Genomic DNA, 17,186 nt, shown 5'->3' with positions numbered 1-17,186 from the left:
GCTCTCGACAGAACGGAAGCTCACCGCCGATGTTGCGTTTCGTGGTGCGACGACTCGCGCTGATGGTCCCGGTTCTCGTGGGGCTCTCGATCCTGCTGTTCGCCTGGGTCCGGGCCCTGCCCGGTGACCCGGCGCGGGCGTTGCTGGGCGAGAAGGCCACCCCCGAGGGGCTGGCGCGGATCAACGAGGCGTACGGCTTCGACAAGCCCCTCCTGGAGCAGTACTTCACCTACGTGAGGGCACTGCTCCAGGGGGACTTCGGCAACTCCATCCAGTACGGCCGACCGGTCGTGGACAGCTTCGCGGAGCGGTTCCCCGCCACCATCGAGCTCGCGCTCGCCGCCCTGCTGTTCGCGGTCCTGGTCGGGGTCCCGCTCGGATACATCGCGGCCCGCAACCAGGGGCGAGCCCTCGACACCGCGGTGGTGTCGGGCTCGCTCCTGGGGGTGGTCACCCCGGTTTTCTTCCTGGCGATCCTGCTGAAGCTGGTCTTCGCGGACAAGCTGGGCTGGTTGCCCACCGTCGGCCGGGCCGATGTCCGGCTCGACGCCACCCATCCGACCAACTTCTACGTGCTGGACGGCATCCTCACCCAGGAGTGGGATGCCGTGGGTGACGCGATGCTCCACCTGGTGCTGCCCGCGCTGGCCCTGGGCACGATCCCGCTGGCGATCATTGTCCGGATCACCCGCGCCTCCGTGGCCGAGGTCCTGCACGAGGACTTCGTGCGCACCGCCGAGTCCAAGGGGCTCTCCCGGCGGGTCATCTCCAGGCGGCACGTCCTGCGCAACGCGCTGCTTCCCGTGGTGACGACGATCGGCCTGCAGGCCGGGCTGCTCTTCTCCGGGGCCGTGCTGACCGAGACCGTCTTCTCCTTCAACGGGATCGGTGAGTACCTCTTCCAGGCCATCAGCCAGCGTGACTACCCGGTCCTCCAGGGGTTCATCATCTTCATCGCGATCGTCTACTCCCTGATCAACCTGCTGGTCGACGTCTCCTACGGACTGATCGACCCGAGAGTGAGGGTCCAGTGACCGTCACCCTGCCTCCCTCCAGCAACCCCGGACCCGGCCCAGCCATCGACGAGGAGGTGCACGGCGTCAGCCTCTGGCGCGGGGCCTTCCGTCGGATCCGGCGCAACCCCTCAGCCATCGCCGGGGTCGTCATCGTGCTCGCCTTCACCGTCGTGGCCCTGGCCGCTCCGCTGCTCACGACGTACCAGCCGGGCTCGGCGCAGTGGTCGGGGCAGGTCACCCCCTCCAGCGTTCCGGGGCCCTCCGACGAGCACTGGCTCGGGCTGGACCGCTTCGGCTCCGACATGTGGACCCAGATGGTCTACGGCGCCCGCCAGTCCCTGATCTACGGCGTCATCTCGACCGCGATCGGTCTGACCGTCGGGGCATCCCTGGGCGCCCTGGCGGGCGGCTTCGGGGCGGTCGGCGGACGCATCGGCGCCTGGGTCGACACCGCGGTGATGCGGTTCGTCGACGTCATGCTCTCGATCCCCAGCCTGCTGCTGGCGGTCAGCATCGCCGCGGTGCTGGGACAGAACTCCTACGCGATCATGATCGCGATCGGAACCGCCCAGGTGCCGATCTTCGCCCGCCTGCTGCGCGGCTCGATGCTCAGTCAGGGCAAGTCCGACTACGTGCTGGCCGCCAGCGCCCTGGGGCTGCGCAAGCGCCGGATCGTGATGGGCCACGTGCTGCCCAACAGCATCGGGCCCACGATCGTGCAGGCGACGTTGAACCTGGCGACGGCGATCATCGAGGTGGCGGCCCTGTCGTACCTGGGCCTGGGGTCCTCCGACCCGGCGGTGGCCGAGTGGGGACGGATGCTCGTCGCCGCGCAGGACCGCTTCGACGCGGCGCCGCGCCTGGCGATCATGCCCGGTGTCGCGATCGCGATCACCGCTCTCGGCTTCACGCTGTTCGGCGAGGCACTCCGCGAAGCACTCGACCCGAGGACCAGGCGATGACCGCCCAGCACCCGCCCGTGAGCACCCCCACCGAGCCGCTGCTCTCGGTGCGCGACCTGGGGGTCCGTTTCGGCGTCCGCGGGCAGAAGGAGATCCACGCCGTCGACGAGGTCTCGTTCGACATCCGCCCCGGCCAGCACGTCGGCCTGGTGGGGGAGTCCGGCAGCGGCAAGTCGGTGACGTCGCTGGCGATCATGGGCCTGCTGCCCCGACGCGGGGTGCGCACCTCCGGGGAGGTGATCTGGGGCGGTCGCAACCTGCTGACGGCAGGTCGTCGCGAGATGTCGGAGCTGCGTGGTCGCGAGATCGCGATGATCTTCCAGGACCCGATGACCTCGCTGAACCCGGTCGTCACCGTCGGCGTCCAGGTCACCGAGGTGATCCGTCGCCATGTCGCCAGGGACAAGGCCGAGGCCCGCGACCGGGCCGAGGAGCTTCTCCGCAAGGTGGGCATCCCGGACCCGGGCCGCCGGCTGCGCGAGTACCCGCATCAGCTCTCCGGGGGCATGCGTCAGCGCGTGCTGATCGCGATGGCGCTGGCCTGCGGTCCACGGCTGCTCATCGCCGACGAACCCACCACTGCTCTCGACGTCACCATCCAGGCCCAGGTCCTCGAGGTGCTCAAGGAGCTCGTCTCCGGCACCGACGCCGCCCTGCTGATGATCACCCACGACCTGGGGGTCGTCGCCGGCCTGTGCGACGAGGTGAACGTCATGTACTCCGGCCGGATCGTGGAGTCCACGAACCGCGACCGGCTCTTCGCCGAGCCGCGACACCCCTATACCGGCGGGCTGCTGGAGAGCATCCCGCGCCTGGACTCCCCGCGGGGCACGCCGCTGCGGCCGATCCCGGGGTCGCCGACCGAGACGTTGGCCTGGTCCGAGGGCTGCGCCTTCGCGCCCCGGTGCCGCAACAAGATCGACCTCTGCACCGAGCGCACCCCTGCGCTGGAGGTCCAGGCCGACCGGAAGCTCCGCTGCTTCAACCCCCTGTCCGCTCCCGACCACGAAGGGGCGGTGTCCCGATGACCTCCTTGGTCTCCGTCCAGGGCCTCAAGGTCCACTTCCCGCTGCACGGCGGTGTCGTCCTCAACCGGCGGGTCGGGGAGGTCCGGGCCGTCGACGGGGTGGACCTGGAGATCCGCGAGGGGATGACGCTCGGGCTGGTGGGCGAGTCCGGATGCGGCAAGTCCACGCTGGGCCGCGCGCTGCTGCGGCTCTCGCCGGTCACCGAGGGGCGGGTGCTCTTCGACGGTGTCGACGTCGCCGCCCTGCACGGGGAGAAGCTCCGCCGGATGCGACAGAACATGCAGATGGTGTTCCAGGACCCGCTGGCCAGCCTCAACCCTCGCCAGAGCATCGAGACCATCCTGACCGAGCCCCTGCGGGCACACGGGATCTCCTACGACCGCAACCGGGTGCGCGACCTGCTCGACCAGGTCGGCCTACCCGCGTCAGCTGCGATGAAGTACCCGCACGAGTTCTCCGGCGGGCAGCGCCAGCGGATCGGGATCGCCCGCGCCATCGCGTTGGAGCCGCGCTTCGTGATCGCCGACGAGCCGGTCTCTGCCCTGGACGTCTCCATCCAGGCCCAGGTGCTCAACCTGCTCGAGGAGCTCCAGGAGAAGCTCGGCCTGACCTACCTGGTGATCGCCCACGACCTCGCCGTGGTCCGCCACGTCTCCGACGAGGTCGCGGTGATGTACCTGGGCGCGATCGTGGAGCAGGCGGGCTCCGACGACCTCTACTCCACGCCGCGGCACCCCTACACCAAGGCCCTGATGTCGGCCGTGCCCGTGCCGGACCCGACGATCGAGGCGACCCGCGAACGCATCCTGCTCCAGGGCGACCTGCCTTCCCCGGCCAACCCACCGAACGGCTGCCGCTTCCACACCCGCTGCCCTTTCCGGCAGGAGACCCGGTGTGACACCGAGCGCCCCGAGTTGCGCCAGATCGAGCCCGGCCACCTGGTCGCCTGCCACTGGGCGGAGGAGATCGAGGCCGGCACGATCCAGCCGCACGAGCTCAGCCCGGAGGAGGTCACGGCCGCGCAGGCCTGAACCTCATCCCGCCGGAGGCACCGCCTCGACGCCGAGGTCGGTCGCGGCCTCAGGCGTCGGCAGCGGCGGGGGAGTCCCGCCGTACGCCGGACAGAGCGACTGATGAGCGCACCAGTCGCACAGACGCGAGGGGTTGGGACGCCAGTCGCCGCTCTCCTCGGCCTGCCGGATGGCCCGCCAGACCGCCTCCACCTTCCGTTCGGTGGCCAGCAGGTCGGACTCGTCGGGCACGTAGCGCAGCATCTCGCCACTGCCGAGGTAGACGAGCTGGAGCATCGCGGGGACTCGTCCCCGGGTACGCCAGATGACGAGGGCGTAGAACTTCATCTGGAAGAGCGCCTTGGCCTCGAAGAGCGGGCCCGGCGCCCGGCCGGTCTTGTAGTCGACGACCCGGAGCGCGCCGTCGGGCGCGATGTCGAGCCGGTCCACGAAACCGCGCAGCAGGAGCTTGGAGTCGAGCAGGGTCTCGACGTACAGCTCGCGCTCGGCCGGCTCGAGCCGGGTGGGGTCCTCGAGGGTGAAGTAGCGGTCGAGCACGGAACGGCACGAGGTCAGCCAGCTGCCGATCTCCGGGCCGACGCCGCTCACCTCGTCGAGGAACATCTCGGCGAGCGCCGGGTCGGCCTCGAGCAGCCGGTCCCAGGTGGGCACGAGCAGCCCGCGGGCCTCCTCGGGCGTTCGACGAAGGGCGGGCAGGTCGAACAGGTCCTCGAGCACCTTGTGCACCAGGGTGCCGCGCAGGGCGTCAGGAGAAGGGGGCTCGGGCAGCCGGTCGATGGTCCGGAAGCGGTAGAGCAGCGGGCAGGTCATGAAGTCGCCCGCACGGCTCGGGGAGAGCGCGCCGAGGACCTCGACGCCGTCGACCGGAGTCGACACCCGCTCGGCCGGAGAACCCTGCTGCACGCTCATGGCGCCACCCTAGGCGAACCCGGGGACAGTCCCGTGCCCCCAGCGGTCCGATAGCCTCGGAGTCGTGCCGGACCCCGAACGCCCCCCTGCGTCCAGACCGCCCGGGACCTTCAAGGTCGGCACCGTTGCCGGCGCCGACGTCCTCGTCACCTCCTCGTGGTTCCTGGTGGCGGCCCTGATCGCGGTCGTGGTGGCGCCACGGGTCGACCAGGTCTCGCCGGGCCTGGGTGGGCTCAAGTACGTGGCCGGGCTGGCCTTCGCCGTCGTCCTGTACCTCTCGGTCCTCCTCCACGAGGCCTCGCACGCCTACATGGCCCGGCGCTACGGCTTCCAGGTCTCGTCGATCACGCTCCAGTTCCTCGGCGGGATGACGGCGATCCAGGGAGAGGCGCGCACGCCGCGCCAGGAGTTCTGGATCGCGGTGGTCGGTCCGCTGACCTCGATCGCGGTCGGCGCGGGTGCCGTCGGCCTGTGGTTCGTCACCCCGGACGGGCTGCTGCTGATGGCGGTCGAGGGCCTGGCCGGGGCGAACCTGCTGGTCGGCGTGCTGAACCTGATCCCGGGGCTGCCGCTGGACGGCGGACGAGTCCTGAAGTCGGCCGTCTGGAAGGTGAGCGGCGACGTCCACCGCGGCACCATCGTGGGCGGGTGGGGCGGTCGGGTGACCGCTGCCGTCGCCCTCGCCTGGCCGCTCGTCCAGGAGACCGTCACCGGGTCCCCGCCCCAGGTGCTCGACTTCGTCATCGCCTTCATCATCGCGACCTTCCTGTGGAGCGGAGCCACGGCGTCGATCACCTCCGCCCGCCTGCGCCGGCGACTGCCCCACCTGGTGGCCCGCCGGCTGGCCCGTCGCACGCTCACGGTGCCCGAGGACCTGCCCCTGGCGGAGGCGCTCCGGCGTGCCCGGGAAGAGCAGGCAGGCGCGATCGTCACCGAGGTCGGCGGGCGCCCCGTCGGCATCGTGAACGAGGCGGCCCTGCTCGCCACCCCGGAGGAACGGCGTCCCTGGATGAGCGTGTCCGCGGTCGCCCGCGCCCTGGACGCCGGTCTGGTGCTCCCGGTCGAGATCGGCGGCGAGGCGCTGGTCGAGGCGATCAGCCGGACCCCCGCGGCGGAGTACCTGCTCGTGGAGCCGGACGGCTCCGTCCACGGCGTGCTGACCACTGCCGACGTCGACAAGGCATTTCGCGACTCGCCGCATTAGGGTTCCCCGCATGTCCAGCACCCCCGACGAGACCGCCGCTCCCCTCGACACCGCCCCCGACGTGCCGGAGGCCGCCTGGTCCGGGGTGCACCGCGGCCCCCTCAAGGTCGGCGAGTGGGTGCGCCTGATCGACCAGAAGGGGCGCCGGCACAACATCTGTCTCGAAGCCGGCAAGACCTTCCACACCAACCGTGGCGGCATGGACCACGACGACCTGATCGGCCGCGAGGAGGGCTTCACGATCACCTCGACCTCGGGCGGCGAGTACCTCGTCTTCCGGCCGCTGCTGGCCGAGTTCGTGGTCTCGATGCCCCGCGGTGCCGCAGTCGTCTACCCCAAGGACGCCGCCCAGATCGTCTCCATGTGCGACATTTTCCCCGGCGCCCACGTCGTCGAGGCCGGCGTCGGCTCGGGTGCCCTGACCTGCTCGCTGCTGCGTGCCGTGGGGCCTCATGGCCGGGTCTCGTCGTACGAACGCCGCGAGGAGTTCGCCGACGTGGCGCGCCGCAACGTCCACCAGTTCTTCGGCGGGGAGCACCCGGCCTGGCAGCTGACGCTGGGCGACCTGGCCGAGGCGCTGCCCGCGTCCGGCGAGCGAGCGGACCGGATCATCCTGGACATGCTGGCGCCGTGGGAGTGCCTCGACGCCGCCGCGGACGCGCTGCGTCCCGGCGGGATCGTGTGTGCCTACGTCGCGACCACCACCCAGCTGAGTCGATTCGTGGAGACCGTCCGGATCCACGGTGGCTTCACCGAGCCGCAGTCGTGGGAGTCGCTGGTGCGCAACTGGCACGTGGAGGGACTGGCGGTCCGTCCTGATCACAAGATGATCGGTCACACCGCCTTCCTGGTGACGGCCCGGCGGATGGCCCCGGGCCAGCGTGCACCGCTGAAGAAGCGTCGGCCGGCACCGGGCGCCTACGGTCCTGACTACCAGGGCCCGCGGGCCGAGGGTGCCGTCGTGGAGGAGACCGACCGGGCGGAGTGACGCGGCCGGGGTTCGCCGAAATTTCTCGACTCCACCGGCGCGGGGGTGTTGTGCCCGAGAGCCGATCTCCCTTAGATGGGGGCGTCAGAGTTATCGGGAACCCTGAAGGAGCCACCCATGTCGGTGTCACGCCCCCTGCGGGCATTCGCCGTCACGGCCTCCCTCGCGCTCGGATTGAGCGCGTGCGGCGGCAGTGACACCACCTCATCCGGAGAAGTCGATCCCACGGGCGCGCCGGGAGGCAGCTACACCGCCGTGGTGAACGAGCCCTCCTACCTCGCCCCCTCCCAGAACTGCTACGAGTCGGAGTGCTCGAAGATCCTGGACCTGGTCAACGACCCGTTGGTCTCCACGGACTTCGAGACCGGCGAACTGGTGTTCGACGGCCTGGCCGAGAGCATCGAGCCGGACGACGCCCAGACCGTGTGGACGGTGACCCTGAAGGAGGGTCGCCAGTTCCACAACGGCGAGCCGGTCGACACCGACGCCTTCCTGCGGGCCTGGCACTACTCCCAGGACCCCAAGAACGCCCAGGCGACCGCCGGGTTCATGGCGCGCATCGAAGGCGCCGGCGAGGGCAGCGAGATGTCCGGTCTCGAGAAGGTCGACGACCGCACCTTCACCGTGACCCTCGACGGCCCGTTCAGCCAGTTCGGCCAGCAGATGAGCTACCAGCCGGCCTTCGCCCCCATCGCCGAGGCCTGCATGGACGACCTCAAGGCCTGCAACGAGAGCCCGATCGGCACGGGCCCGTACCAGATGTCCGGCGAGTGGCGGCACGACGAGGGCATCACCCTCGAGAAGTGGGCCGACTACGCCGGTGAGCAGATGGCAAACGCCGACACCATCGAGTTCGAGATGTTCACGACGCCCACCGCGGCGTACCGCGACTTCCAGAACGGCGGTGTCGACGTCCTCTCGGTCTCGCCCGAGGTCTACCTGGAAGCCAAGGGCGAGCTCGGCCCGCGCCTGCAGGAGGCTCCCACGGCCTCCCTCACCTACCTGGGCTTCCCGACGGGCACGAAGCCCTATGACAACGAGAAGCTCCGTCAGGCGATCTCGATGTCGATCGACCGGTCGCTGATCATCGACCGGGTCCAGAACGGTCTCGGGGTGCCGTCCACCGACATCGTCACGCCGCCGATCCCCGGCTCGCGCGACGACGCCTGCGAGTTCTGCGCCTACGATCCCGAGCGCGCCAAGGAGCTGCTCGAGGAGTCGGGGGTCGACCCGGAGAGCTTCACGCTCGAGCTCTACTTCAACTCCGGTTCCGGTCACGAGGGATGGACCGAGGCGGCCGCTCGACAGATCCAGTCCAACCTGGGCATCGACTACAAGTTGAAGTCGACCGAGTGGGCGCAGTACCTGGAGCTGCTGGACGCCCAGGAGTTCACCGGTCCGTTCCGGTTGGGCTGGAGCCTGGACTACCCGTCCCCGGAGAACTACCTGCGCCCGATCGTGGGCACCAACGGTGACTCCAACTACACCGGCTACTCGAACCCGGAGTTCGACGAGCTCCTGGTGCAGGCCGACCGTGCCGACGACCTGGAGGAGAGCTTCGCGCTCTACCAGCAGGCCGGCGACATCGCCCTGCAGGAGCTGCCGATCATCCCGATGTGGAGCGGTGAGGTCGCGGTCGCGTCGTCCGACGAGGTCGGCGACGTCCGGTACGACGTCGGCGAGGGCGAGATCGCCTTCGGAGAGATCACCGTCAACCAGTGATCCGGCTGCTCCGGCAGCCGCGTCATCAGTATCGAGCCCGGGGGGACGCTCGCTCGAGCGTCCCCCCGGGGCCTGCTGAGCCGAGAGGACCCCACCCATGGGCCGCTACGTCGCCCGACGGGTGCTCCAGTTCATCCCCGTCATCCTGGGCACCCTGTTCCTGCTGCACCTGCTGAGCACGCTCACGATCCAGATCGTGGGCGACCCGGTCCGGGCGCTGTTCGGTGAGAACGCGCCGCCCGCCTCGGTGATCGCGCAGATGCAGGCCGACTACAACCTCGACGACCCGTGTCTCCAGCAGACCGGGAACCCGTGCCTGGGGCTCTTCGTGGATCGCCTCGGCCAGTACGCGCAGTTCGACTTCGGCGTGAACTTCCGGGGCCGGCCGATCACCGAGCTGTTCGTCGAGCGATTCCCGGTGACCGTGCGGCTCACCGTGATCGCCCTGGTCTTCGAGGCGGTCGTGGGCATTCTGCTCGGGATCCTCGCCGGGCTGCGCAAGGACCGGTTCGCCGACAACCTGGTCCGCTTCTCGACGGTGTTGCTGATCGCCTTCCCGGTCTTCGTCTTCGGCACCCTGGCCCAGCTCCTGCTGGGCCTCCAGGTGGGACTGCGGATCCGGGAGAGCTCGTGGGCGCCGGACTGGCTGGGACAGATGCTGAACGTCGGGTACAACGCCGACTACCCCTGGCTCAGCCTGACCCTGCCGGGCCTCGTGCTCGGCGCCTTCTCGTTGGCCGCCATCGCCCGGCTCACCCGGACCAGCCTGATCGAGAACCTCCGCTCCGACTATGTGCGCACGGCTCGGGCCAAGGGGCTGACCACCCGGCGGGTGGTGGGGGTGCACACGCTGCGCAACTCGCTGATCCCGGTGGTGACCTACATCGGGATCGACATCGGTCTGCTGCTCGGAGGCGCGCTGGTCACCGAGGGGATCTTCAACATCCCCGGGGTCGGCCAGCTGGTCTTCCTCGCCATCCGGGCCAACGACACCCCGGTGATCGTCGGCGTCGTCACCCTGCTGACGATCGTCTTCCTGGTCGCCAACCTGCTCGTGGACATCTTCTACGCCGCCCTCGACCCGAGGATCCGCTATGAGTGACGCCTCGCCGCCTCCCGCCGCCGCCGACGCCGAGACCCCTGCTCCCAACGCCGACCAGAACCGCAGCCTGTGGGGCGACGTCCGCTACCAGCTGGTGCGCAGCCCCCTGTTCTGGATCTCTTCGGTGATGGTGCTGGTGATCCTGACGATGGCCTTCGTCCCCCAGCTGTGGGCCTCGACACCGCCGACCGCACGAGGGGCCTGCGACCTGCTCAACGCCCGGGAGAAGCCGAGCGCCGAGCACTGGTTCGGCTACACCGCCTCGGGGTGCGACATGTGGGCCTCGGTCGTCTACGGCACCGGCAAGTCGGTGATCGTGGCCATCCTGGTCACCATCGGCACGGTGCTGCTCGGCGTGACGCTGGGGACGCTCGCCGGCTACTTCGGCGGGTTCACCGACACCGTGATCAGCCGGATCACCGACGACTTCTTCGGCCTGCCGTTCATCCTGGGAGCCCTGGTCTTCCTGGCGATCTTCCCGGACCGGAACATCTGGACGATCACCCTGGTGCTCACCCTGTTCGGCTGGACCTCGCTGACCCGGGTGATGCGCGGCAGCGTGATCGCCACCAAGCAGGCCGACTACGTCGATGCGGCCCGGGCGGTCGGGGCCGGGCACTTCTTCATCATCCGGCGCCACATCATCTCCAACAGCATCGCGCCGGTGGTCGTGCTCGCCACGATCGGTCTGGGCTCGTTCATCGGCGCCGAGGCCACGCTGACCTATCTGGGGGTGGGCTACCAACGTCCGACCGTCTCCTGGGGTCTGCTCGTCGCCGAGGGGCAGAACCTCGCCCTCGCCGGGTTCTGGCACCTGTTGGTGATCCCCGCCTCGTTCATCGTCGTCACGGTGCTCAGCTTCATCCTGCTGGGCGACGCCCTCCGTGATGCTCTCGACCCCCGTCATCGCTGAGGAGCCCCTGATGAGCAACGTCCACAGCGACACCGTGGGGACCGATCCCCGCAACCCGTTGGCCCGCCTGGCCTTCGACGAGTCGGCCCCGCTGCTCGAGGTCGAGGACCTCGAGGTCGAGTTCCGGACCAGGGACGGGGTGGCCCACGCCGTCAACAAGGTCAGCTTCACCCTCGAGGCCGGCCAGACCCTGGGCATCCTGGGGGAGTCCGGGTGCGGCAAGTCGGTCACGGCGCAGGCGATCATGGGCATCCTGGACACGCCGCCCGCGCGGATCACCGGGGGAGAGGTGCGCTACCGCGGCGTCGACCTGCTCAAGCTCGACGAGAAGGTGCGCCGGCGGGTCCGGGCGGACCGGATCGCGATCATCTTCCAGGACGCGCTGTCGTCGCTGAACCCGGTCTTCACGGTGGGGTGGCAGCTGGCCGAGCTGTTCCGGCAGCATCGCCAGATGAGTCGCGCCGACGCCAGACGCCGGGCGGTGGAGATGCTGGAGATGGTCGGCATCCCGGCAGCGAAGGAACGGGCCGGGGACTTCCCGCACCAGTTCTCCGGCGGGATGCGCCAGCGCGTGATGATCGCGATGGCGCTGGCGCTGGAGCCGGACATCATCATCGCCGACGAGCCCACCACCGCCTTGGACGTGACGGTGCAGGCCCAGGTGATGGACCTGCTGGCCACCCTCCAGCGCGAGCTGCAGCTCGGACTCATCCTGATCACCCACGACATGGGCGTGGTCGCCGACGTGGCGGACGAGATCTGCGTGATGTACGCCGGGCACGCGGTCGAGCGTGCCGACGTGTACGACATCTACGAGCGCCCCGCGCACCCGTACACCAAGGCGTTGCTCGAGTCGATCCCGCGCATCGACCAGAAGGGGCAGAGCCTGACCGCGATCACCGGCCTGCCGCCCGTCCTGGTCAACCCTCCGCCGGGCTGCTCCTTCCATCCGCGGTGCACGTTCGCCCGGGACCGGTGCACCCACGACGAGCCACCGCTCTACGAGCTGCCCGGCGGGCGCCGCAGTGCCTGCCACTTCTGGGAGGAGGTGCTCGAGTCATGAGCGACCCGAGCGACGACGAGGTGGTCCTCGACGTACGAGACGTGACCAAGCACTTCCCGCTCACCCGAGGCATCGTCTTCCGCCGGACCGTGGGACACGTCCGGGCCGTCGACGGCGTCTCGTTCCAGCTCCGTCGTGGCGAGACGCTCGGCGTGGTGGGGGAGTCCGGGTGCGGCAAGTCGACGCTGGGCCGTCTGCTGATGGGGCTCGAGCGGCCCACCGGCGGCTCGATCAACCTCCTGGGCGAGGAGATGGCCGGCCTCAAGCCGAGCCAGATGCGCCGGATGCGCCGCAACATCCAGATCGTCCTCCAGGACCCCTACTCCTCCCTGGATCCGAGGATGACCGTCGGCGACATCGTCGGCGAGCCGTACGACGTGCACACCGAGGTGCTCGGGCGTCAGGACCGGCGAGCCGCGGTCCAGGAGCTCCTCGACGTGGTGGGGCTCAACCCTGACCACATCAACCGCTACCCGCACCAGTTCTCCGGCGGCCAGCGCCAGCGGATCGGGATCGCCCGGGCCCTGGCGTTGCGGCCGAAGATCCTGGTCTGCGACGAGCCGGTCTCCGCCCTGGACGTCTCCGTCCAGGCCCAGGTGGTCAACCTGTTCGAGCGGCTCCAGGACGAGCTCGGGCTCTCGTACCTCTTCATCGCCCACGACCTGTCCGTGGTCCGGCACATCTCGGACCGGGTGATGGTGATGTACCTCGGCAAGGCGGTGGAGATCGGCGACCAGGACCAGATCTACAACCGGCCGACGCACCCCTACACCCAGGCCCTGCTCTCGGCCGTCCCGGTGCCGGACCCTCGCCTGCGCGGACGGCGCGACCACATCGTGCTCGAGGGCGACGTGCCCAGCCCGGCCAACCCACCGTCCGGCTGCCGGTTCCGCACCCGCTGCTGGCAGGCGCAGGACATCTGTGCCGAGGAGGAGCCGGCGCTGGTCGTCCGGGACGGGTCGCCGCACCCGTCCGCCTGCCACTTCGCTGCCGAGCGCGACGTCGTGCACGCTGCACCCCGGCCCGGGGAGGGGTCGGCTCGGTGAGCGGTCGGGCCCGGAGCGCCGTCCCGGTCGTCGCCAGCATCCTGCTCCTGGTCGCGACCCTCCTGGCCGGCTGCTCGAGTGCCGGCGCGCCGCGGGCCGAGGAGCCGGGAGACGCCCCTGCGACGGCTCCGACGGACACCGACCGCCAGTGGCGCCAGGTCGCCGGTCGGGCGACGGCGCGCGACGACTTCGCCTCGGTCGTCGTCGACGACCAGGTGTGGGTGCTGGGCGGCATGACCGGCGACCGGGGGAACCGGCTGGACTCGATCGAGGTCTACGACCCGGCCCGGGATCGCTGGCGCACCGTGCGCACCCGGGTCCCCGAGCCGTTGGCAGCGTTCGAGGCGGTGGCCGTCGGTCCACGGATCTTCGCCTTCGGGGGGCTCGACGAGCGCAGCCGGCCGAGCCACTTCGCGGCCGTGCTCGACACCCGCACGGGCACCTGGACCCGGTTGCCTCGGCTGCCCCATGCCCGGTACGCCCATTCCGTGACGCTCCACGAAGGCAGGATCTACGTGTTCGGCGGCCTGAGCGGAGTCCGGGCGGTGGCCCGCACCGACGTCTACGACCCGGCCACCTCCACCTGGAGTCGTGCCTCCGCCATGCCACGGGCTCGCGGATCGCACGACGCCGTGGCGGTGCAGGGCGAGATCTACGTCCTCGGCGGCTGGCTGGACTCGGCCCCCACCCGGCTCGTCCAGGTCTACGACCCCGAGACGGACCGTTGGCGGCGCGGCCCCGCCCTGCCCGAGGAGGTGTCGCGCGCAGGAGCGACGGCGCTCGGCGATCAGCTCTGGGTCGCCCACCACGAGTTCACGGCCGTGCTCACCGTGGGCGGGCGGGAGTGGCGCCGGGCCGCGCCGATGACCGAGTCCCGACACGGCCTGAGTCTGGTCGGCGTCGGCGGCCTGATCTACGGCATCGGGGGCTGCACCGAGTCGCCGCTGCAGGACGTCGACACGGTCGACGTGCTCGACCCCGCTCGAGCTGCCTGAGCCGGCAATCCTCCCGACACAGCCGCAGAACCTCCCCGATCGCTGGATCGCGCGGGTAGGGTCGCCAGCACAGGAGGTGACGCTGATGTCCACATCAGAAGGCGTTCCCAGCACGAGCGGCAAGAGCCCCGACGAGCTCGCGAGCCAGGTGCGGTTTCTGGAGGCCGAGGTCTCGGACCTCCGGCGCCGGTTGAACGAGGCGCCCTCCCACTCGCGCAGTCTCGAGCTCAGGCTCGCCGACGCCCAGCGCTCCCTGGCGGGTGCGACGTCACAGAACGAGCGCCTCGCCCAGACGTTGCGCGAGGCCCGCGACCAGATCATGAAGCTCAAGGAGGAGGTCGACCGGCTCGCCCAGCCGCCGGCCGGCTTCGGCACCTTCCTGGCCCGCAACGAGGACGACTCGATCGACGTCTTCACCGGCGGACGCAAGCTCCGGGTGAACGTCAGCCCGTCGGTCGACCTCGACGCCCTCCAGCAGGGTCAGGAGGTCATGCTCAACGAGGCCCTGAACGTCGTCGCCGCGCTGGCCTTCGAGAAGGTCGGCGAGGTCGTGATGTTCAAGGAGCTGCTCGAGGACGGCGACCGCGCGCTGGTGATCGCGAACGCCGACGAGGAGCGCGTCGTACGCCTGGCCGCTCCGCTGGCCGGTCAGACGCTGCGCGCCGGCGACTCGCTGCTGCTCGACGGTCGCGCCGCCTACGCCTACGAGCGGGTCCCGAAGTCCGAGGTCGAGGAGCTGGTCCTCGAAGAGGTGCCGGACATCGACTACTCCGCCATCGGCGGCCTGATCAACCAGATCGAGCAGATCCGCGACGCCGTGGAGCTGCCCTACCTGCACCCCGAGCTCTTCAAGGAGCACCAGCTCAAGCCCCCGAAGGGCGTCCTGCTCTACGGTCCTCCCGGCTGCGGCAAGACCCTCATCGCCAAGGCCGTGGCGAACTCGCTGGCCAAGAAGGTCGCGGCGAAGACCGGCCAGGAGGGCAAGTCCTACTTCCTCAACATCAAGGGCCCCGAGCTGCTCAACAAGTACGTCGGGGAGACCGAGCGGCACATCCGCCTGGTCTTCCAGCGTGCCAGGGAGAAGGCCAGCGAGGGCACCCCCGTCATCGTCTTCTTCGACGAGATGGACTCCCTCTTCCGGACCCGTGGCTCCGGGGTCTCCTCGGACGTGGAGAACACGATCGTCCCGCAGCTGCTCAGCGAGATCGACGGCGTCGAGTTGCTGGAGAACGTGCTCGTCATCGGTGCCTCGAACCGTGAGGACATGATCGACCCGGCCATCCTGCGCCCGGGTCGGCTCGACGTGAAGATCAAGATCGAGCGGCCCGACGCGGAGTCGGCGCGCGACATCTTCTCCAAGTACCTGCTCACCGACCTGCCGCTGCACGCGGACGACCTCGCCGAGTTCGGCGGGGATCGCGAGGCCTGCGTCGCCGGGATGATCCGCGCGACGGTGGAGCGGATGTACACCGAGACCGAGGAGAACCGGTTCCTCGAGGTCACCTACGCCAACGGCGACAAGGAGGTCCTGTACTTCAAGGACTTCAACTCGGGAGCGATGATCCAGAACATCGTCGACCGAGCCAAGAAGATGGCGATCAAGGACCTGCTCGACCACGACCAGCGGGGCCTGCGGGTCGCGCACCTGCTCCAGGCGTGCGTCGACGAGTTCAAGGAGAACGAGGACCTCCCGAACACCACGAACCCCGACGACTGGGCCCGCATCTCCGGCAAGAAGGGCGAGCGGATCGTCTTCATCCGCACCCTGATCACGGGCAAGCAGGGGACCGAGCCGGGTCGATCGATCGACACGGTCACCAACACCGGCCAGTACCTCTGAGGGCGCGCTGGTCGGGACAGGTCAGGCCGGTCGCACGGCGCGCCCGAGGGAGCCGTAGGACCACGGCCGCAGTGGCCGTGGGCCGGGCAGGTAGCGCTGCTCGAGCGCGGTGACCTCGAGCCCAGCCGCCTCGACCAGGTTCGGCACGTCCCGGGTCAGGTGACAGCCGGCGAAGACCCGCCGCTGCAGGGGCTCGAGTCGCCGCTGCCACGCCACCACGCCCTCGTCCGGGGCCAGCCCGTGCTCCAGGAAGTGGAAGGACCCGCCGGGTCGCAGCACCCTGCGTACCTCCGCGAGAGCGGCGCTCACGTCCGGGATGGTGCAGAGCGTGAACGTCGACAGCACGGCGTCGTACGACGCGTCGTCGGCCGCCAGCCGTTGACCGTCCAGCCCGGTCCGCTCCACCGGCACCGAGGACCCGGCCCGTCGCTGCGCCGAGAGCGCCCAGCCGGCGTCCGCCGGCTCGACGGCGCTCAGCGCCTCCACCTCGGCAGGGAGGTGCGGCAGGTTCAGACCGCTCCCGAAGCCGATCTCCAGCACCCTGCCCGCCAGCCCGGAGCAGGCGCTGTCTCGCAGCTCCCCGATCTCCGCCGAGGACAGGGCCCGGTCGGTCAGCCGCGGCACCACCCGTTCGGTCCAGACGCCCATCGTCCACCTCCGCCCCGATCCAACACCATCGCTCGAGCACCACGCATCGACCACCACCCAGCGATGACCACCCAGGGGGCACCACGGCTCGCCTGACACGTCGCGGCGTGCTGCTCCGCGTAGGCTCGCCACATGACGGTACGACGGGTGATGGGGACCGAGATCGAGTACGGCATCTCGGTCCAGGGCCAGCCCCTGGCCAACCCGATGGTCGCCTCCTCTCAGGTGGTCAACGCCTACGCCTCGGCCACCGCCAAGGCCCGCCGGGCGCGCTGGGACTTCGAGGAGGAGTCGCCGCTGCGCGACGCCCGCGGCTTCGACATGTCCCGGCAGGTGGCCGACGCCAGCCAGCTCACCGACGAGGACCTCGGCCTCGCGAACGTCATCCTCACCAACGGGGCCCGGCTCTACGTCGACCATGCCCACCCCGAGTACGCCACCCCCGAGGTCACCTCGCCCCTGGACGCGGTGCTGTGGGAGAAGGCCGGCGAGCAGGTGATGCTGGATGCGGCTCGGCGCGCCAGCCAGCTGCCCGGCGGGGGACCGATCGTGCTCTACAAGAACAACACCGACAACAAGGGCTCGTCCTACGGAGCCCACGAGAACTACCTGATGCGCCGCTCCACGCCGTTCGTGGACATCGTGCGTCACCTGACGCCGTTCTTCGTCAGCCGCCAGGTGGTCTGCGGCGCCGGCAGGGTGGGGATGGGCCAGGACGG

The 17,186-nt window shown here is 70.1% G+C and carries 16 protein-coding genes; 14 read left to right on the top strand and 2 right to left on the bottom strand.

Annotated elements, in window-relative coordinates; all coding sequences use genetic code 11:
- The first annotated feature begins 41 nt into the window (after nt 1-41).
- Genes ABZE72_RS05185 through ABZE72_RS05170 form a run of 4 tightly spaced genes read left to right on the top strand, consistent with a single transcriptional unit; the run spans nt 42 to nt 4,037 of the window.
- Nucleotides 42-1,034, top strand: a complete 993-nt coding sequence (locus ABZE72_RS05185) for an ABC transporter permease (RefSeq protein WP_372727955.1) — start codon at nt 42-44, stop codon at nt 1,032-1,034.
- On the top strand, nt 1,031-1,978 hold the full coding sequence (locus tag ABZE72_RS05180; RefSeq protein ID WP_372727954.1) for an ABC transporter permease: 948 nt from the start codon (nt 1,031-1,033) through the stop codon (nt 1,976-1,978). The genes ABZE72_RS05185 and ABZE72_RS05180 overlap by 4 nt, the downstream gene beginning before the upstream one ends.
- On the top strand, nt 1,975-3,006 hold the full coding sequence (locus tag ABZE72_RS05175) for an ABC transporter ATP-binding protein (protein ID WP_372727953.1): 1,032 nt from the start codon (nt 1,975-1,977) through the stop codon (nt 3,004-3,006). Before ABZE72_RS05180 ends, ABZE72_RS05175 begins: the two co-directional genes overlap by 4 nt.
- Nucleotides 3,003-4,037 (top strand): ABC transporter ATP-binding protein, encoded by a 1,035-nt coding sequence (locus ABZE72_RS05170; RefSeq protein WP_372727952.1) that lies wholly within the window; start codon nt 3,003-3,005, stop codon nt 4,035-4,037. Before ABZE72_RS05175 ends, ABZE72_RS05170 begins: the two co-directional genes overlap by 4 nt.
- 3 nt (nt 4,038-4,040) lie before the next feature.
- Here the strand turns inward: ABZE72_RS05170 and ABZE72_RS05165 are convergent, their stop codons facing one another.
- Complete coding sequence (locus ABZE72_RS05165; protein ID WP_372727951.1) at nt 4,041-4,946, bottom strand: RecB family exonuclease; 906 nt, start codon at nt 4,944-4,946, stop codon at nt 4,041-4,043.
- Between the two features lie 64 nt (nt 4,947-5,010).
- Between ABZE72_RS05165 and ABZE72_RS05160 the strand changes: the two genes are divergently transcribed.
- The 9 genes from ABZE72_RS05160 to arc all read left to right on the top strand — a co-directional run bounded on the left by ABZE72_RS05160 (nt 5,011) and on the right by arc (nt 15,819).
- Nucleotides 5,011-6,150, top strand: coding sequence for a M50 family metallopeptidase (locus ABZE72_RS05160; protein WP_372727950.1), 1,140 nt, complete (start codon nt 5,011-5,013; stop codon nt 6,148-6,150).
- Nucleotides 6,151-6,160: 10 nt separating this feature from the next.
- Complete coding sequence (locus tag ABZE72_RS05155) at nt 6,161-7,138, top strand: tRNA (adenine-N1)-methyltransferase (protein WP_372727949.1); 978 nt, start codon at nt 6,161-6,163, stop codon at nt 7,136-7,138.
- 258 nt (nt 7,139-7,396) lie between these two features.
- Nucleotides 7,397-8,860 (top strand): ABC transporter substrate-binding protein, encoded by a 1,464-nt coding sequence (locus ABZE72_RS05150; RefSeq protein ID WP_372727948.1) that lies wholly within the window; start codon nt 7,397-7,399, stop codon nt 8,858-8,860.
- A gap of 97 nt (nt 8,861-8,957) precedes the next feature.
- Complete coding sequence (locus ABZE72_RS05145; RefSeq protein WP_372727947.1) at nt 8,958-9,962, top strand: ABC transporter permease; 1,005 nt, start codon at nt 8,958-8,960, stop codon at nt 9,960-9,962.
- Nucleotides 9,955-10,875 carry an ABC transporter permease gene (locus tag ABZE72_RS05140; RefSeq protein WP_372727946.1) on the top strand — a complete coding sequence of 307 codons (921 nt, stop codon included), beginning with the start codon at nt 9,955-9,957 and terminating at the stop codon, nt 10,873-10,875. The genes ABZE72_RS05145 and ABZE72_RS05140 overlap by 8 nt, the downstream gene beginning before the upstream one ends.
- Before the next feature lie 10 nt (nt 10,876-10,885).
- The gene (locus ABZE72_RS05135) at nt 10,886-11,938 is read left to right on the top strand and encodes an ABC transporter ATP-binding protein (protein WP_372727945.1); all 1,053 of its coding nucleotides are present in this window, start codon (nt 10,886-10,888) and stop codon (nt 11,936-11,938) included.
- A complete protein-coding gene (locus ABZE72_RS05130) occupies nt 11,935-12,984 on the top strand; it encodes an ABC transporter ATP-binding protein (protein ID WP_372727944.1) in 1,050 nt (349 codons plus the stop codon). The genes ABZE72_RS05135 and ABZE72_RS05130 overlap by 4 nt, the downstream gene beginning before the upstream one ends.
- Nucleotides 12,981-13,979, top strand: a complete 999-nt coding sequence (locus ABZE72_RS05125) for a Kelch repeat-containing protein (protein ID WP_372727943.1) — start codon at nt 12,981-12,983, stop codon at nt 13,977-13,979. The genes ABZE72_RS05130 and ABZE72_RS05125 overlap by 4 nt, the downstream gene beginning before the upstream one ends.
- Before the next feature lie 85 nt (nt 13,980-14,064).
- Nucleotides 14,065-15,819 carry a proteasome ATPase gene (arc, locus tag ABZE72_RS05120; protein ID WP_372727942.1) on the top strand — a complete coding sequence of 585 codons (1,755 nt, stop codon included), beginning with the start codon at nt 14,065-14,067 and terminating at the stop codon, nt 15,817-15,819.
- Between the two features lie 21 nt (nt 15,820-15,840).
- On the opposite strand, the gene ABZE72_RS05115 is transcribed toward arc, so the two are convergent.
- Entirely contained in the window at nt 15,841-16,467 is a 627-nt protein-coding gene (locus ABZE72_RS05115; RefSeq protein WP_372727941.1) for a class I SAM-dependent methyltransferase, read from the bottom strand.
- A 132-nt stretch (nt 16,468-16,599) separates the two neighbouring features.
- Between ABZE72_RS05115 and ABZE72_RS05110 the strand changes: the two genes are divergently transcribed.
- The coding region (locus ABZE72_RS05110) for a proteasome accessory factor PafA2 family protein (protein ID WP_372727940.1) at nt 16,600-17,186 on the top strand (587 nt) is incomplete at its 3' end.

Origin of the sequence: Nocardioides sp. (assembly GCF_041600255.1) — a bacterium.
Classification (GTDB): Bacteria; Actinomycetota; Actinomycetes; order Propionibacteriales; family Nocardioidaceae; genus Nocardioides.
This window is presented reverse-complemented; position numbering and strand designations above follow the sequence as displayed.

Excerpts from the sequence above, each read along its gene's own strand:
- ABZE72_RS05155 (WP_372727949.1), top strand. The coding sequence starts at position 6,161 with ATGTCCAGCACCCCCGACGAGACCGCCGCTCCCCTCGACACCGCCCCC.
- ABZE72_RS05115 (WP_372727941.1), bottom strand. The coding sequence starts at position 16,467 with ATGGGCGTCTGGACCGAACGGGTGGTGCCGCGGCTGACCGACCGGGCC.
- ABZE72_RS05165 (WP_372727951.1), bottom strand. The coding sequence starts at position 4,946 with ATGAGCGTGCAGCAGGGTTCTCCGGCCGAGCGGGTGTCGACTCCGGTC.
- ABZE72_RS05130 (WP_372727944.1), top strand. The coding sequence starts at position 11,935 with ATGAGCGACCCGAGCGACGACGAGGTGGTCCTCGACGTACGAGACGTG.
- ABZE72_RS05175 (WP_372727953.1), top strand. The coding sequence starts at position 1,975 with ATGACCGCCCAGCACCCGCCCGTGAGCACCCCCACCGAGCCGCTGCTC.
- ABZE72_RS05170 (WP_372727952.1), top strand. The coding sequence starts at position 3,003 with ATGACCTCCTTGGTCTCCGTCCAGGGCCTCAAGGTCCACTTCCCGCTG.
- ABZE72_RS05145 (WP_372727947.1), top strand. The coding sequence starts at position 8,958 with ATGGGCCGCTACGTCGCCCGACGGGTGCTCCAGTTCATCCCCGTCATC.
- arc (WP_372727942.1), top strand. The coding sequence starts at position 14,065 with ATGTCCACATCAGAAGGCGTTCCCAGCACGAGCGGCAAGAGCCCCGAC.
- ABZE72_RS05140 (WP_372727946.1), top strand. The coding sequence starts at position 9,955 with ATGAGTGACGCCTCGCCGCCTCCCGCCGCCGCCGACGCCGAGACCCCT.
- ABZE72_RS05135 (WP_372727945.1), top strand. The coding sequence starts at position 10,886 with ATGAGCAACGTCCACAGCGACACCGTGGGGACCGATCCCCGCAACCCG.